The organism is Mycoplasmopsis canis PG 14 (assembly GCF_001553195.1).
Classification (GTDB): domain Bacteria; phylum Bacillota_I; class Bacilli_A; order Mycoplasmatales; family Metamycoplasmataceae; genus Mycoplasmopsis; species Mycoplasmopsis canis.
Genome location: NZ_CP014281.1, coordinates 69471 through 87920, shown reverse-complemented (window position 1 = coordinate 87920; position 18450 = coordinate 69471). Strand labels below are relative to the sequence as shown.

The following is an 18450-nucleotide window of genomic DNA, read 5'->3' as shown; positions in this document are numbered from 1 at the left end:
GGAGCGATAATGAATTCAATTAAATCTATCTTATTAAAACCAAATTTTTATGACACATGAACAAATGTTGAAATAAAGGGTTGAATAGCATCAAATAGAGGTAATAAAAAAATTCGTTTTATAGAAATAAATGATGGTTCAACAATTTCTAATCTTCAAACAGTATTTAAAGGTGAAAAATTTGATACTGAAGTTTTGGACCAATTAAAACCAGGAGCAGCTATTATAGTAAAAGGAACTTTAATTGCTACACCTAATTCACCTCAGCCTATTGAGATGTCAGTAGATGAGTTAGTTTCATACAAAAATGTTGATGATGATTACCCGATTCAATCTCAAGAAATGAAACTTGAAACTCTTAGAGATTTACCACATTTAAGACATAGAACAACCTTATTAAGAGCTGTTATGCTTATTAGATCAACACTTGCACAAGAAGTTCATAAATACTTCATTAACAATGATTTCCATTATTTAAATAGTCCAATTATTACAAGTAACGATGGGGAAGGTGCCGGAGAAACATTTAATGTTGCGGATTCTTCATCTACAGATGAATTTTTCGGAAAAGGCAAAAAAGCTACTTTAGGGGTAACTGGACAACTTCATGGTGAAAGTTATGCATTAGGTATGAATAGAATTTATACTTTTGGGCCAACATTTAGAGCTGAAAGATCAAATACCAAAAGACATTTAGCCGAGTTTTGAATGATTGAACCAGAAATGGCTTTCTATGATCTTAAAGATACAATAAATTTAGCTGACGATATGTTAAAAGTTGTTATAAGAAATACTATGGCAAAGCACAAAAAAGAATTAGAATTTCTTGATTCATACACAAATAATGGTCTTATTGAAAGATTAAAACATTTCACAGAAACACCTTTAAAAATAGTAGAATACACAGAAGCATTAGAAAAATTAGCTGAAGTTAAAGATATTTTTGAAAACAAAGATATTAAATATGGTTTAGATTTAGGTAGCGAACACGAAAAATACTTGACAGAAAAAGTGTACAATGCACCTATAGCTGTTATTAATTTCCCTAAAGATTTTAAAGCTTTTTACATGAAGCAAAACGATGATAATAAATCTGTTGCTTCATTTGATTTATTAGTTCCTGGAATCGGTGAATTAATTGGTGGAAGTCAAAGGGAAACCGATTACAATAAAATTGTAAAAAGAGTAAATGAACTAAAAATTGATCAAGATGATTTACAATGATATTTAGACCTTCGTAGATTTGGTCAAATGATGTCTTCAGGATTCGGAATAGGTTTTGAAAGATTAGTTATGTATGTTACTGGAATGGATAATATTAGAGATTCTATTCCATACCCAAGAACAACTGGAAATATAAGAATGTAGGGCAATGATGCCTTATTTTTTTATATTTTACAATTTTAAGTAAAATTTTGTTATTTCATTAATATTTAAAGGGTATGAAGAAAAAAAGTAATAAAATAAAAAACAGAAAAATATTAATCAAAAAATTATTGAGAAACCAACAAAACTCAACAAACCTCTTTTAAGAACTGTATTATGAGTAATGAAAAATTCATGTAAAAATTTACAATTAAATTTTATTAATACAAAAAACCAACACCTTTAACCTTAGTATTAAAAAACATTAAAATTATATGTAATTGAATTAAAAACATTCTTCCCGCATAAATTTGTTTATTATTACAAAAAACAAGTCATCTTATTGATAAAGGTGTAAAATATAAAATAAGAAGAGTATATTTATTTTATAAAAGCGGGGTATTGATGAAAAAATCTGTAAAGAAAAATATATTTAAAAAAATAAATTTAATTCCCTTTCTAGGTTTAACTACACCATTCCTGGCATCATGCAGTTATGACAAAAAGGCTGAAACAAAAATTCAAAAAAATGAAGTTAAAAAAATTGAGTTTTTTAAAGTTTCAAAAAACAAAGTGACAATAATAATTGAACTGAAAAATAATATTAATGTTAGTGCTGAAGAATCATATATTAATGTTAGTGGACTTATAGATTCTTATGATATATATTCAAAACCAGAAGGTATTAATAATAATAAAATTATCTTCACAGTTAATAACTTACAACAAGATTCTCGCTACTTTATCAAGAGTCTAACAATTAATAATGAAAAAGCCGAAATACCTAATTGAATTAAAACGGATTTTCAAACAATTTCTAATAATGATAAATTATTGATAAAAAATATAGAAGTATATGATATTGATCATTCGAACGCTAAATTAAAAATAAACTATAGTTCAAAAAATGATTCATTGCTTTCTAAAATTAAATTCCAGTTCGAACCTAATTTAGAATATAAAATGGTGTCATACCAGGATGATTATGCAATATATAATATAACTAATTTAAAACCAAAAACTAAATACATGTTAAAAGGCGTTAAATTAGATAATAATGAAATTCTATATAACTCTAACAATGTTTCATTCATAACTCCAGAAAATTTAAAAAATCAGAACAACAAACAAGATAAACCTACAACAAGTGATTCAGATAATAAAAATATTTTTGTGAATGATTTTGAATTAATTAATGATACTGAAACATCAACAACAATACGTGTGTACTTTTCAAAATTATTTGATAAAAGTCAAAGAAATTTTCTTGAAATTACTTTATCAGATGGCAAATATCAATCAAGTAATGTTGTTAATTATGATCAAAATTATGTAGATTTTGTTATTAATAACCTAAAACCTAATACAAATTATAGAGTGCTTGAAATAAAATTGAATAGCAACAAATTATCAATACAAAAACAATTTGGCTTTGTTACAAGAGAATATAATAATAACAATAATCATAATAATGATCATCAAAATATAGAAAAAAATGAACCATCGATTTCTTCTTACACAACTTTTTACAATGATGAGTTAAATGTGGTTGAAAAAGATAGCCAAAATTTCGAAAATATCAAAAACAACCCAAAACTTAATAATTACTTTAATTTTATAAAAAAATCTAAGTCTAATATTCCAAATGAAAAATTTGAACGAAAAGAGCAAAGTGAAATTATTGACTTAAAAATCACAAACAATATACTCAAAGTTAAAATAAAAATAAACAGCAATTATGATCACCTAAAATTAAAAATAGAAAGAAAAGGAAATATAAGTTTTATCGATCAAAAGAATAATAAAAATAATATTGCTGAGTTTGAAATACAAAATATCCAAAACGGTGAAAATATTAATATTATAGGACTATTTCAAAATAATGAAGAAATAAATAATTTCAAAAATAAAAACTTTTCTATATCAAATAAAAAAGTAAATGAGCAATCTGGAGCATTTACTTTTCAAAATTTAACTGAATGAAAACTTTGAGAGGCATCTTCATCACAATATAGTTTTGCTATAGATGTATGAAGATCGGTTTCTAATATAGATTGACCCAATGCATTTGCTTTAAGAATAATAAATAACCAAAATAAAATCGAATATATTGATTTAAACTATGTAAATAAAAGAAGCGAAGCAGAACCAAGAAGAGTTGAGGCATATTTTGAAAGATCAAAGGTCAATAAAGTTTTAAATTTGGTTTTAAAGAATGGGAATGAATATTATGATTTAACAAATTTTGATCATGTTATAGAAAAACCAAATGCTAACGATGGTGATAAAATTTCTAATTTTAATATTAATTCAGTTAGTGTAACAAACAATATAGTTAATGTTAACTATACAAATGATATTCAATCATCAATTAATTATGTTGATTTTTTAGTCAAAAGTACTAATCCATTTCAACCTTGATCAAAAATAATCAGAGCAAATGTAGACCATAATCAAAAAATTAGTTCATTTAATACAGAAATGCTTCCCAAAAATATTTCAAAGTATATTATTGTTGCTACAAAATTACAAAACGAAGTTATTGACTATGGGTTGAATGAAAAATATAAATTTGCGGTTAATAATAATCAAAAAGAGTTTAATTTACTTGATTTTAGAATAATTAAAGATGAAAACAAAAAACAATTATTAGCTTCTGCAAGATTCAATTTTGAACAAGAAGATTTTGCTTTCTTTGAAGATAAATGGTTTCAATTTGCTTTTGAGCCAGAAGTCGATGAAAGTTCAAAAGAATATTATGGATTCAATTTTGTTACAAAATATAAAATTAATGTGCCATTTAAAAATTTATGAAAATTCGGGCTAAATGGTTTTTATGAAAATACCAAGTATAGTTTAAAATCAATTAAAGTTATTGAACCATTTACTCAAGATCCTTATTATGAAAACATTAGTATTTCGAATAATATTAAAAAGGATTTTATTTATAAGTTTAACTATCCTAACACTTTAAATAATTATGTGATAAAAAGTGATAAAGTCCATTCTGAATTCAATTTTAATGATTCAGATTTAATAACTAAAAATCTAAATTTACAAAAACAAGACTTAATAAATATTTGACTATCGAATGAAACCAAATCTAAAATACCATATTCTATCCAAAATCACTACGCATTAATTGAATATGAGCGTTATCATTTTTATAAAAATGCTACCGGTTCTATTAAACCAAGAAAGAACTTTATAATGATTAATGAGGAAGGTAATGAAGTAAATCTAAGAGTGATTGCTGGTCGTAAAATCTTAGATAATGCTGTACCTATTTTGGATGATAACCATAAAAAAGTTACAATTACAGAAAACATCGATCAATATAAGGGATTAAGCTCAATAGAAAATGAGGCTATATTTATTTTTAGACTAGAGCTAGATAATCATAAACGTAAGTTATCTGAAACAACTCCATTAGATCCTGCTTCTACTACTGCTAAATCATTTATAAGTATACCTATTAGTTATAAGGATATAAAACAAAAACAAGTTATTGATGATGCGACATTTACATTTTTACAAACTCGAGGAGATATTAGAATCCATGAAGTTATTTCTAAACAAATTAAAGATCGTTTTCAATTTAAAGTTAGTTTAGTTGATAATAACTTGAAACTTGAAATTATACCTAAATATGATAATGTTCTAATATTTGATAAACTTTCAGATCATTACTTTTCGCTAGCTAATTCCACTTTTATAGGTAATGTATCAACAACATTACATTGAATCAAAACAATTAATAATAATCATGAAATAAGTTTTAGTGCAACTCCTTTAAAAGATAATCTTTCTACAAGTTTAAACGAAACTTTTATCAATAACGAAAACAAGGCAAACGATAAATTATTTGAAAAAAATATAACTTTAAAAAACAAACAAGAAAGCACAAAACGTTTGTATAAAGAAGATAAAACATCAAGTACAGAACATATCAGAAGTCGTTCGTTTAGTTTTCAAAATGTACCTAACGGAACATGAAGTGTTATGGGTAAAGTAAAACCACATGATGATTTGGACTACAACTATTATGTTGTTAGCAATTCTCATGTTTGAAAAGTTTTTGCGAAAAAATCAGGTGTTTCTATAGATGGTAATGAATATAAAATTTTAAATAATACCTGATTCAAGGTTCCTATTATTACTGAAAAACCTGAAAACATAAATGATTCAAATCCTACACCTTATTTCGATAATTCAAATGTTTGAAATCTTAATGGTGTTGAATTCAAAATCGAATCAATAGTAGACTTCGATGATGACTCTTATTATCCTCATCCAAGTAATTTCAAAGATACATATGCCGAATCTATCAAAACAAATAACAAGAAAGACCCTTGACTACTAGGTAGAGCCGATTTAATTGTTGCAAAAGTTGATATGAGCTTCTTTTTTAAGAACTTTAGTTTAGAAACTTTGGATCAAGCAACATATAATGGGATTCCGTTAAATGAAAGACAAAAAGAAATTATTAAATTCTTCTTAAACTGAAAAAACTTACCATTTGTTGAGATCAGCTCTTTCAATCATCATTTAAGTGAATACTACAATCTTAATTGATTTACAGCACCATATCCAGGTTTAGCATCAAATAATAAAGATTCTCGTAAAGGGAAGCGTTATCGTGAATACTTACTAGGCAACACAAATAATGTATTTAGTGTTGTAAGTTATTTAGGTGCAACATCTAAAAATCTTTTGGTGCAATTTGACACAGATGTTGTAGATATAGCTGGTGGAGCATCTGGAACAACAGTATATGACTCAAAAAATAAAATAGCCGGGTTTGTAGTTGAAGCAACAAAAGGTGCTAAAAAAGATGAAAAAGGTGTATCCGGTATATTTGTTGTTGATGGACATAAATATAAGTTTATAGGTGATGGTACAACACCACAAAACCCTGCTTCTTTCTATGAAAGGGTAAGATTATTATCTTATTTATACCCCGAAAGATACGAAAATACCAATTTCCTAAAAACTCCTAAAATTTACAATATAGATGAAGATTAAAAAATATACACAATGCATTGTGTATATTTTTTCTAAATTCTAATCAAAATAATTTTTCTTTACTTCAGCAAAATTTATTGGGTCATATTTTTCGGGATATAGATATGACAATAGTCTCATTCTCTCATAAAATGAACCTTGGTTTTGTGGTGTATCACCTCTACCAATAAATGATATTTTATGTCCATCAACGACGAAAAAGCTTCCAAAACCTGGTTGATGTGCGCCAGCATTCCCTCCTTGGACATGTAATCCAACAATATTACCTTGTGAATCATAAATACTTGTTCCAGATGCTCCTGTTCCTAAATCAACAAATTCTGTACTATATGAAATAGCAAGATTATTTACAGTGCTACCTAAGTAAGATACACGCCCTATAGAAGAAGGTATGTTACCTAATAAATATTCTCTATATCTTTTTATATCTGCATTGCTACTATCTTTATTAAATGAAGCATTATATGGATAAGCACCATAATATCAGTTTAGATTAACAGATTCATTTAAGTGTAATACCATTCTGCTTGCTTTGACCATAGATAACTTTTCTCAACCTAAAAAGAATTTAACTACACTTTTTTCGTATTCTGTCAATTCATTTCCATTATAACTTCAACTATTTTCGTCCTTCGATTTAAAATTATTGTAAAAGAAACTTAAATCTAATATAGCAATAGCCATATCGGCTCTTCCTTCTACTTCAAATTTAGGATCAAGCGTATTACCATAACCATCTTTGATGTCTTTAGGACTAGGAAAGCTCGTTTCAGTATTAAAGTCAGTTATAAGTTCTAATGAAAACCTGATATCTTTGGCTCTTCATTTATTTTCTGAGGTATATATTGGGTTTATAACACTAGTTTCATTGTTACTTGGTTTATCAACTAGTATGGGCACTAATAATGAAGCATCATTAATATATTTTGTTAAATTGCCATCTTCACTTATATCACTACGATTCAAATCTACTCAAACATGTTGATTTGTAATTACATAAAATCTATGATCCTCTTCGTCACTTGGCTTAACTTTCCCAAGAACACTTCAAGTTCCGTAGTATTCTCCAAATGTAAATGTTCTTTTTCTTATGTCATTTATTGTAGGAGCTGAGTCTTGTTTAAATAGCCTTCTAGTTCCATCTTTTTTAGAAAAATCAATATATTTATCAAATAATGATCTATCGGTATTGGATTCACTATCTATATATAACTTATCTGTGTCAATTGATAAATTGTTTTTCAAAGGCTTTCCTTCAAAAGTGATATCTTGAGACTCTTTTTTATGAATCCAGTGAACAAAAAAGGTTGAATTACCAATAAATGCAGAATTCTCTAATGAGAAATAATGATCTGGTAGATAATCAAAAAGCCTAGTTTGATTATCCTTAGATAGTATCCTTATTGACATTTTATTATTTTCATCTAACTTAATATTGAACTTAAACTTATCAGCAATTTCCTTTTCTAAAACCTCATGAATCTTTCTGTTTCCCCTTGCTTGGAAAAATGTGAAGGTGGCACTATCTATTTCACCTTGTTCTTTTAATAACATATATGGGATAGCTATTTGAACAAAAGCTTTAGCATTTTTTGACTCAGTTTGTATTATTGAACTGAGTTCTGAAAGAATTCTTTTCTTAGTATCTAATTCTAATCTAAGAACAAAAAATGATTCCTCATGATTTTCGAGATTTTTATATTCAGAAAGATCTTTTGTTAATGTAGCCTCTGTTCTTTCTGCATTAAAATTAAAAAATGTTTTGTCTATAATTTCTCTAGGTGCTAAGAATCTGTAGTTTATATGTTCACCATTGTCATCTACCATAATAAATTTTTTCTTTTCTTTTAATCCATTTGTTAATACTTTTTTGTAAAAATAAAATTTTTCATATTCCATAAGTGCATAATGGTTTTGAAGAGAATAAGGTATTTTATTTTTCTCACTAGGAGATAATCAATAATTTATTAAATCATCAAAAGTAAGATCCTTTCTTCTGCTTATAAATTCCGAATTATCTTCATAATCAATAGATTCTTCAACCTCTGGGCTAATTAATTTATTTTCATTCTCATTATAATTAAATTTATAAACAAACGAATTATTAATTGTGCTCGAAATACTTATATTATCAAAATAAGAATTTAATGTGTATGGATCAACGACTTTTACTGATTTTAATTTATACCGAACATTTTCATAGAAACCATTTAATCCAAATTTTCAAATTTTTTCAAATGGAACGTAAATTTTATATTCCGTAACAAAATTAAATCCATAATATTCTTTTGAACCTTTATCGACTTCTGGTTCAAAAGTAAATTGAAACCATTTATCTTTAAAGAAAGCAAAATCTTCTTGTTCAAAATTGAATCTTGCAGAAGCAAATAACCTCTTGTTGTGTTCATTTTTAATAAAATCAATCTTTTCTAACCTTATATTTTTGGATTCTAAATTATTAATACTAAATTTAAATCTATTTTGAAATCCGAATTTTTCAATTTTATTGTTCACTTTACTTCCAACAATAATAAAATTATTAATATTTTTAGGCAACAAATCTATAGGAATATTAGCACTTAATCTATCACTACTTATATTAGCTTCCATTATTTTTGAATAAGGCTCAAAAGGGTTTAAGCTCTTTATTTTAAAATCTATATGAGAAATATTTAGCGGCAAGCTTTTAACTAAATTAACGGTCACAAAGTTATCATCCTTTGTAATTGAATTGATTACCACTAAACTATTGCTATTATTATCTCTAAGATCTTCTGAAGGCTTGTTAATTTGATTTATTCCTGTAATAATATATTTTTTGCCATTTTTAGTAAAGCTAATACCCAAAATTTTATTAACTTTTGTTTTAGGAAGGTCATAGAATTCTATTTTTCTTCTATTTTCTGTATTTCTTCCTTGAAGTGTAAACGGTTGGTTATGAATATTAAAATTATTATCAAAGTATTCTAATTCAAACCTTGTTGGCCAATTTATATTTTCATTTTTTAATGAAACATTAAAAGCTATTGAGTAGTAATTACTATTAGAGCTATATAGCTCTCAATTGTATGTCGGTTCAAAAATGAAACCATTTGAATTAGTGTGAACATCATACACTTTATAAGGTGTAGTTGTTAAATTCGTTATACCAAGTTTTGTGTTTGCGCCCTTCATTAGTTCAATAGCCCTTACCAAAACATTGGAATTTAAATTATTAACAATAAATCGATATTTTGAATTTCCTAAACTTTGTGAATTTATTATTTCCTCTTTTTTAGTATTATTTGTGTTTTTCTCTATTCTTAAACTATAACTTGAACTTTCTTCATCGTTAATTTCTATATCATATTCAATTAGATCATTTTTTATATTTACATCAATGATTCTAGCATACTTTTCAGAGCTATTATCTTGGTTGGTTTTCTCAAAATCTTCATTATAATGTTCAACTTTTTGTTTATTTATAAAGTTAAAATACCCTTGTCATTCACTTTTAGACTTTATAAAAGTATCGCTAAAATTTTCAGAGATTTCAATATTTCTATCCTCGTTAATAAATTCTATAAAGTTAGATGTTTCATTAATTCTTGAATCATACCTTCCTCCAGAATTATTGCTAGGCTCATCATCTGATAAGTCATCATTTTTAGTTGTAAATTCTTTTTTATATTCCTTAGAAATTTCTATATTTTTGTCGCCAAACTTAATATTTAAAATAGAGAATGTTGTATTTTTTTCTAGGTTTTTAATGTGAAAAAGGAAATAATTATTTTCTTTAATTAGACCCTTATATTCTTTATTATTCGAGAGAGTAAATGAGACATTATTTTCATCAATATTATTTGAGTCATTTAATCTAAATTTTAAAATTGCGCTACTTTTTGTTACATTGTAAAAATAAAGGTCATCAATATAATATCTATCAAGATTTGTATTGAAACTAAATACATTTGTTAATAAGATTTCTTGATTATCAATCTTTAGTTTTTCTAAAGTATATTTTTTGTTTGATACTAAATTTACTAAATCAATATCAATATAGTTTTTATTATCGATATTAAATTCAACGATATTATCTATATCATTAAACTTGATATCTACTTTTTTGAAACCATTCTTACTTAGATTGATCCTTATTTTTGCTGCATTTTCACTTAAAGAGCTCAAAACAATAGAGTTAACTACTACTGTTCCTTGTTCTTTTTGAAATGAATCTTTTAAAGTGCGAAAGGGTTTAAAAGTATTTTTATCCACATTAATTAAGTCTTCATTCACAAAAATTTTGTAATTATCATAAAAAGTATCACTTTTTAAATTACTTAATTTAAATGTTATAGTATTGTCATTCAAATTATATAAATCATATTTTTTATCATCAATTACTAAATAAATTATATTTTTAAAATCTCAATTTGTAACATCAAGACTTATTGTTGCTGAATTACTTGTAATATTACTTATAGAAATTTTAGATATATTTAAAACGCTAGAATCCGGCTTTTTTTCTTTTTTTAATTTAGCAATAAAACTTTTATTTGAAACTTTATTAGAGAAATATATAGCATTATTATTAATTGTTAATGATTGAATCTGATATTCAACATTATTTACTAAATCATTAAAATTAAATAAAATTTTATTCTTACTAATGAAAATGCCATTTGAAATCGTTTTTATACCTTCAATATTAGAAACTTCTAATTGGACATCATTTAAATTTTTAAAGGTGCTAATATTTGTTATTGTTAATATAATTTGGGTTTTTGATTCATCATCAAAGTTGTAATCAATTTTAGTTACCTGAGCTTCTTTACTTATTGTTGTTTGTTGATTTGTTGCACAAGCAACATTAATAAAACAAAGTGAAGATAAAGTTCCTAAAAATGTTATTTTTTTAATATTCTTCATTTTAACTTCCTTCTTATAATATTAATTATACCACTAAAAATTGCTAAAATATAGTTATAGTTTTTTAATTATAGTTATTTTTGTGATTAGCTATTATGTTTATAACAAAAATTCGAAAACATTTTTTCTTACTTTTTTTAGTTTTAAAAAAGAAAGTGGTATAATTCTATAGCAATTGGAACAGTACTCAAGAGGCTGAAGAGGCGGTCCTGCTAAGACTGTAGGGGAGGCAACTCCCGCGGAGGTTCAAATCCTCTCTGTTCCGCCATTTTTTTATAACTTTTTTAATTAGCAATTTAATCATAAAATTGCTAATTTTTTTATATTTTGTTTTTAGTATTTTTATTTTTTGTTCTGATATTAAAAAATTTCAAAAATTTAAAGGTATTTTTTAATCAAATTTAAGGAAAAAAAGTCTATTTCGAATAATTTTGTCTACTTTACAAACTTTTTTGAAAAAAAATATTAAAATGAATATTGATATATAATAATTAAGCAAACAAAACGCAATAAGGATAAAATATGAAAATAGAGTTAGGTATTTCTTCTTTCGGAGAAACAACAAAATTGGAAAAAACAGGAAAAGCTATTTCACATGATGAACGTATTAGAAATATGATTGAAGAAATTGAACTTGCTGATAAAGTTGGATTAGATGTTTATGCAGTTGGTGAACACCATAGAGACGACTTTGCTGTTTCTAGCCCTGAAATCATTTTGGCAGCAGGTGCTGTAAATACAAAAAACATTAAACTCTCTAGTGCTGTAACAGTTCTCTCATCAAATGACCCAGTTAGAGTGTATCAAAACTTCGCTCACGTTGATGCTTTATCAAATGGTCGTGCAGAAATTATGGTTGGTAGAGGATCATTTATCGAATCATTCCCTCTTTTTGGGTATGATTTAAAAGATTATAATGAATTATTTACCGAAAAGCTAGATATGTTGTTGCATATTAAAGATAACGAAATTGTTACTTGAAAAGGAAAATTAACACAATCAATAGATGCTAAGGGAGTATACCCTAGAGCTATCGATATGCCGATTTGAGTTGCTACAGGTGGTAATATAGAGTCAACAATATCAATTGCCCAAAAAGGTTTACCAATAGCATACGCAATTATAGGTGGTAATCCTCTAGGATTTAAACGCTTAATTCAAGGGTACAGAATGATCGGAAAAGAAGCTGGGCATAGTGATGAACAATTAAAAGTTGCTTCACACTCATGAGGATACATTGCTGAAGATAATCAAAAAGCAATTGATCAATTCTTTTATCCAACAAAGTTACTTGTTGATAGAATAGCTCAGGAAAGACCTCATTGAAGAGAGTTAGATCGTGAAAGATATTTAGAAATGATTGGTCCAAATGGTTCAATGTTTGTAGGAGATCCCGAAACAGTAGCTCAAAAAATAATTAGAGTTATGGATACATTGGGAATTGATAGATTTTTAATACATTTACCAGTGGGTTCAATACCACACGAAGATGTTTTAAATGCTATAAAATTATTTGGTGAAAAAGTAGCACCAATAGTTAGAGAATATTTTAAAAATAAATAAATTAGGAGAAAATTATGAAAAAAATTGAATTAGGAATTTCAACATTTGGGGAAACAACAATACTAGAAAAAACAGGGAAAGCCATTTCTCATGATGAACGTATCAGAAATATGATTGAAGAAGTTGAATTAGCGGATAAAGTTGGATTGGATATTTATGCAGTTGGTGAACACCACAGAGAAGACTTTGCTATTTCTAGCCCTGAAATGATGTTAGCAGCAGGTGCTGTAAATACAAAAAAGATTAAACTTACAAGTGCTGTAACAGTTCTCTCATCAAATGACCCAGTTAGAGTGTATCAAAACTTCGCTCACGTTGATGCTTTATCAAATGGTCGCGCAGAAATTATGGTTGGTAGAGGATCATTTATCGAATCATTCCCTCTTTTTGGGTATGATTTAAAAGATTATGAACAATTATTTACAGAAAAATTAGATATGTTATTACATATTAAAGATAATGAAATTGTTACTTGAAAAGGAAAATTAACACAATCAATAGATGCTAAGGGAGTATACCCTAGAGCTATAGATTTACCAATCTGAGTTGCTACAGGTGGTAATATTCATTCAACTATTAATATTGCTTTAAAAGGACTTCCAATTGTTTATGCTGTCATTGGTGGTAACCCATATGCTTTTAAACCATTAGTTAATGCTTATAAACAAGTAGGGAAAGAAGCTGGTCACAGCGAAGACAAGCTTAAAGTTGGTGCTCACTCATGAGGATACATTGCTGAAACAACAGAAAAAGCTAAGAACGATTTCTTCTGACCTACTAAACAACTTGTTGATAACATAGCAAGAACAAGAGAAAGTTGAACAGAAATGGATAGAAGATCATACGAGTACATGGTTTCAGATCAAGGAGCAATGATAGTTGGTGATCCGAAACTAGTTGCTAAGAAAATTATTAAACTTGTAGAAGAATTGCAACTTGATAGATTTATGTTGCACTTACCAACAGGGTCAGTTCCTCATGAAGATTTATTAAAAGCTATTAAACTTTATGGTGAAGAAGTTGCTCCTATTGTTAGAGAATATTTTGCTAATAAATAAAATATTAATGCAAAACAATCAAAATAGACTAAAAAAATCATTCCGCAATTCCGGATGATTTTTTTGTTTAAACATTAGATGTTTTGTATGTTGAGTAAATTAATTACTTTCTAAATAATAAAGATAAAAAAATGTGGAAATTTTCATATTTTGGTCAAAATTCTTTTAAAAAATTGCAAGAGCAACAAAAAAACAAGAGGGTTTTATAGCTTCTTGTTTTTTTGTTATTTATTTTGCTTGATTTAATTTATTAAATTTAATTGCTTTTTGAATAAATTTATTTTTAGATGCATTTTCCATTGATAAAGCTTCTAAAATAGGTACTCCAACAATATCGTTTTTTATAATACCAACAGCAAGACCTGATTTCCCTTCTAGTAAAAAGTCGACAGCTTTTTGTCCAAGTAATGAAGCCAAGATTCTTTCTTGAGCTGATGGTCTTCCGCCTCTTTGAATATGGTTAAGAGGGTTGCTTCTTGTATCTCAACCTGTCCCTTCTTGAATTTGTTTTTCGAGTTCTTTGATATCATAACATTTCTCTGAGACTACTATTATAATACTTCTTCTGCCTGGTTGTTTTGTTAATTCTTTTGATTTTTCTACAATTTCTTCGTTTGATAATTTGTATTGGTTTGTAGCAATAATTTCTGCACCAGTTGCAAGACCTGAATACAATGCCAAGTCACCACAACCATTACCCATAACTTCAACTATCATTATTCTTTGATGACTTTTAGCTGTGTCTCTTATTTTATCAATAGCATCTACTATTGTATTTAAAGCTGTATCATAACCAATTGTATAATCACTTGCAGCAATATCATTATCAATAGTACCTGGTAAACCAATTGTTTTTACTCCGGCTTCATGTAGTAGTTGAGCACCTTTATAACTTCCGTCTCCACCAATTACAACTAGAGCTTCTATATTTCTTTTTTGTAAATTATCAATAGCTACCTTACGTATATTCTCATCTTTAAATTCTGGAAAACGTGCTGAATAAATAAATGTTCCACCTTGATTTATATAAGCATCTAAATCTACTGAATCAGCAGGTATAATTTGATCATTGTATAATCCTTTGTATCCTTCATAAACTAAGAAAGCTTCAATACCGTTTGCTTTAGCATGCTTAGCTACTGCACGTACTGCATTATTCATACCAGGGGCATCACCACCTGAAGTTAAAATAGCGATTTTTTTCATAAGTACTCCTTTTTTATTTGATAGCATCTACCAAGTTTTTTAATAAACAAACAACTGTCATAGGTCCTACTCCGCCTGGAACAGGCGTTATTGCAGAGGCTTTTTCTTTAACAGACTCAAAATCAACATCTCCATAAAGTTCTTTTGATAAGTTCCCATCTAGATTTGTTCCTACATCAATTACTACTGCGCCTTCTTTTATATTTTCGGCTTTAATGTGATTTGCAACGCCTATAGCAACAATAACAACATCTCCAGACTCAACGCCTTTAACACCTGTTCTTTCGTTAAAAGTTGCTACGTCTGCACCTTGCTTTTTGATAATATGTGCAAGCGGTTTACCAACAACATGACTTCTTCCCACAACACAAACTTTAACATTTTCTTTGTAATTAACATTGTAATGATCCATTATTTCCAATACTGCTCTCGCTGTTGCGGGTACAAAATACTTTTGATCAGAATCATTATATAATTTAAATTCATTTCTTGATGTTAAACCATCAACATCTTTTTCAAATGGGACTGCATCCAATATAACTTGAGTAGGAATGTGATCAGGTAAGGGTAATTGAATTATTATTCCATCTGACTCTTCATTGATTATATCTAACTTTTTAAGAAGACCATTTTGAGAAATAGTTTCTTTGAATTTATGCAACCTTCCTTCGATACCGACTTCTTCACATTTCCTTAGTTTTGCGGCGATATACTTGTTTGAAGCAGGATTATCTCCTACTTGCACAATCGATAAAATAGGTTTTCTTACCAATTGCATATCTTCAAGTTCTTTTTTTAATTTTTCTGTTTCGATTTTTGCTAATTCTTTTCCGCTTAGTATTTTCATTTTAACTCCTCGGTATATTTTTCTAGATCTTTAGTATATTTCTCAAGTTTGTCGCGTTCTTCTTGAACCTTATTAGCAGGGGCAGATTGGATAAATCTCTCGTTTGAAAGAATTTTTTGAGCTCTTGATATTTCAAATTTTATTTGCTCTATTTTTTGTAACAATTCTTTTTTGTTTTGTTCCCTTAATTCATCGGACTGTTTTATAAATAAACTTTCTGTGTTTAAAGAAATTAAGAAATCATTATTTTTCGAAATAGCAGAATTACTCATTCTCTTAATGATATTAATTAATTCCTCGTCTATGTTACCAGTATAAAAATATTCAATTTCAATTTTCTTTGAGATTTTCATATCCTCACGATATTTTCTGATTTCGGTGATTATATTAATGATTTCATCAATTTTATTTGTGTTTTTATAACTCATTAACTTAGGCATTTTATTTTCTAATAATTCTTCACCAAAAACATCTTTAAAAATTCTATCTGTTATAAAAGGTAAAAATGGGTGTAATACTATTAAAGTTTTTTTCAATACATCAAGAGCGCCTTTTTTGTTTTGTGTTGTTTTTAAAAACTCTATATATCAACTACTTAAGTCATTAAATAAAAATTTATATATTTCTGAACCAATTACTGCAAATTCATACTTTTTCATTAATTTAGTAATTTGCTTACTTAAATTACTCAATTTATCAAGAATTCAATAATCATAAGGTGTTTTTTTGGTATTAACATTATAATTTGGCATTTCATTTATAAAATTAGCCACATTTCATAATTTATTATTTAATCTTCAAGCTGTTTCTACTTTCTCAGTTGAAAATCTAATATCCATTCCAGGGGATGTATTTGTTAATAAAAATCATCTTAAAGAATCAGAACCATATTGATCAATTAAATCCATTGGGTCAACACCATTGTTGAATGATTTAGACATTTTAACACCCTTTGAATCCCTTATAAGGCCATGGAATAAAAGTTCTTTAAAAGGAGCTTCTTTCATAAATTCAATACCAAAAAAGTACATTCTTGCTACTCAAAAGAAAATAATATCATAACCAGTAACTAATAAACTTGTTGGATAATAACGTTTAAGCATGCTTGTTTTTTTAGGTCATCCCATAAAGACAAACGGAGCAATTCCTGATGAGAATCATGTGTCTAAAACATCATCATCTTGTTTTCATCCTTCACCAGGTGATTCTATCTGAACCTTTATTTCATTGTCTTTATATCAAGCAGGAATCCTGTGACCTCATCATAATTGTCTTGAAATATTTCAATCATGTAATTTATCCATCCATTGTTTCATTGTTAACTTTAAGCGTTTAGGATAAAATTTAACACTTTCCTTTGATCTCATATCATTTAAAATATGTTGTTTAAAATCATCCATTTTAACAAATCATTGTGGTAAAACCAAAATTTCCACAGGTGTTTTTGATCTATCAGAAATAGAAACGTTTGATGTCACTTCTTCTATTTTTTCTAATAAATTCTTTTCTTTTAAAAATTCGCCAATCTTTTTTCTTGCTTCAAATCTTTCAAGACCATGAAATTCTGAATTTGGTCAGTTAATTAAGCCATCCTTAGATATTGACTCATTAATTTCTAATCCTAATTTTTTTATTATATCGATATCCGCTTCCGCATGAGCAGAAAGTTTCATTAATCCAGTACCAAAATTTGGGTCAACATATTCATCAGCTATTATTGGTAAAACTTTTTTAGTCAAAGGATGAATAACATGCATGCCTTTGTATTTTAAGTATTTTTTATCTTTCGGGTTATAAACAATAGCCACGTCACTTAATAGCGTTTCTGTTCTTACTGTTGCAACTATTAAATCTTCATTAGTTTCTTGTACCTTATATTTAATGTAATACATGAGTTGAGTTGTTGGTTCATTATTAACTTCAATATTCGAAATTGCAGTTTGCAATTTTACATCTCAACTCACTGCTTTAACATCTTTATAAATATATCCTTTGTTATATAAATCTATAAAAACTTTTTGAACAGCTTTATTAGCTTCATCGTCAAGAGTAAATCTTTCTTTACTATAATCAAGAGCTAACCCAACTTTAGCTCATTGCTTTCTAAATAATGATGCATATTCTTCTTTTCATTCCCAAATTTTTTCCAAAAACTTTTCTCTACCCAAATCGTGTCTTGTTTGTCCTGTACTTTTATACAAAACATCTTCAACTTTTGACTGCGTAGCTATACCAGCGTGATCCATACCCGGGATCCACATCACATCATATCCTTTTAGTTTTTTGTATCTGATAATTGTATCGGGTATATATACATCTAATGCGTGGCCTAAATGTAATTTTCCAGTAACATTTGGGGGTGGAAGCAAAATTGAAAAAGGTTTAGATTTTTCGTCATGTGTCATAAAATATTTTTTATCTTTTCATTTTTGTTCAATTCCTTTTTCCACTTCTAAATGATCATAATTTTTATTCATT

At 27.3% G+C, this 18450-nt stretch carries 8 protein-coding genes and 1 tRNA gene; 5 read left to right on the top strand and 4 right to left on the bottom strand.

Features of this window, described 5'->3' with window-relative positions:
• Positions 1-9 precede the first annotated feature (9 nt).
• Positions 10-1368 (top strand): asparagine--tRNA ligase, encoded by a 1359-nt coding sequence (gene asnS / locus AXW82_RS00355; RefSeq protein ID WP_004795099.1) that lies wholly within the window; start codon positions 10-12, stop codon positions 1366-1368.
• A gap of 402 nt (positions 1369-1770) precedes the next feature.
• Positions 1771-6390, top strand: a complete 4620-nt coding sequence (locus tag AXW82_RS00350) for a hypothetical protein (RefSeq protein WP_004795101.1) — start codon at positions 1771-1773, stop codon at positions 6388-6390.
• A gap of 39 nt (positions 6391-6429) precedes the next feature.
• On the opposite strand, the gene AXW82_RS00345 is transcribed toward AXW82_RS00350, so the two are convergent.
• On the bottom strand, positions 6430-11298 hold the full coding sequence (locus AXW82_RS00345; RefSeq protein ID WP_004795103.1) for a hypothetical protein: 4869 nt from the start codon (positions 11296-11298) through the stop codon (positions 6430-6432).
• A gap of 177 nt (positions 11299-11475) precedes the next feature.
• On the opposite strand from AXW82_RS00345, the gene AXW82_RS00340 reads away from it, so the two are divergent.
• The 3 genes from AXW82_RS00340 (at position 11476) to AXW82_RS00330 (ending at position 13919) form a co-directional block, all read left to right on the top strand.
• A tRNA-Ser gene (locus AXW82_RS00340) sits at positions 11476-11566 on the top strand.
• 254 nt (positions 11567-11820) lie between these two features.
• Complete coding sequence (locus tag AXW82_RS00335; RefSeq protein ID WP_060913302.1) at positions 11821-12861, top strand: LLM class flavin-dependent oxidoreductase; 1041 nt, start codon at positions 11821-11823, stop codon at positions 12859-12861.
• Positions 12862-12875: 14 nt separating this feature from the next.
• Entirely contained in the window at positions 12876-13919 is a 1044-nt protein-coding gene (locus tag AXW82_RS00330; RefSeq protein WP_004794253.1) for an LLM class flavin-dependent oxidoreductase, read from the top strand.
• Positions 13920-14147: 228 nt separating this feature from the next.
• Here the strand turns inward: AXW82_RS00330 and pfkA are convergent, their stop codons facing one another.
• The 3 genes from pfkA to AXW82_RS00315 are packed head-to-tail and all read right to left on the bottom strand — an operon-like array spanning position 14148 to position 18449.
• On the bottom strand, positions 14148-15125 hold the full coding sequence (gene pfkA, locus AXW82_RS00325; RefSeq protein WP_004794251.1) for a 6-phosphofructokinase: 978 nt from the start codon (positions 15123-15125) through the stop codon (positions 14148-14150).
• Between the two features lie 13 nt (positions 15126-15138).
• A complete protein-coding gene (locus AXW82_RS00320) occupies positions 15139-15972 on the bottom strand; it encodes a bifunctional 5,10-methylenetetrahydrofolate dehydrogenase/5,10-methenyltetrahydrofolate cyclohydrolase (protein ID WP_004794250.1) in 834 nt (277 codons plus the stop codon).
• The gene (locus AXW82_RS00315; protein ID WP_004794246.1) at positions 15960-18449 is read right to left on the bottom strand and encodes a valine--tRNA ligase; all 2490 of its coding nucleotides are present in this window, start codon (positions 18447-18449) and stop codon (positions 15960-15962) included. The genes AXW82_RS00320 and AXW82_RS00315 overlap by 13 nt, the downstream gene beginning before the upstream one ends.
• Position 18450: the final 1 nt, after the last annotated feature.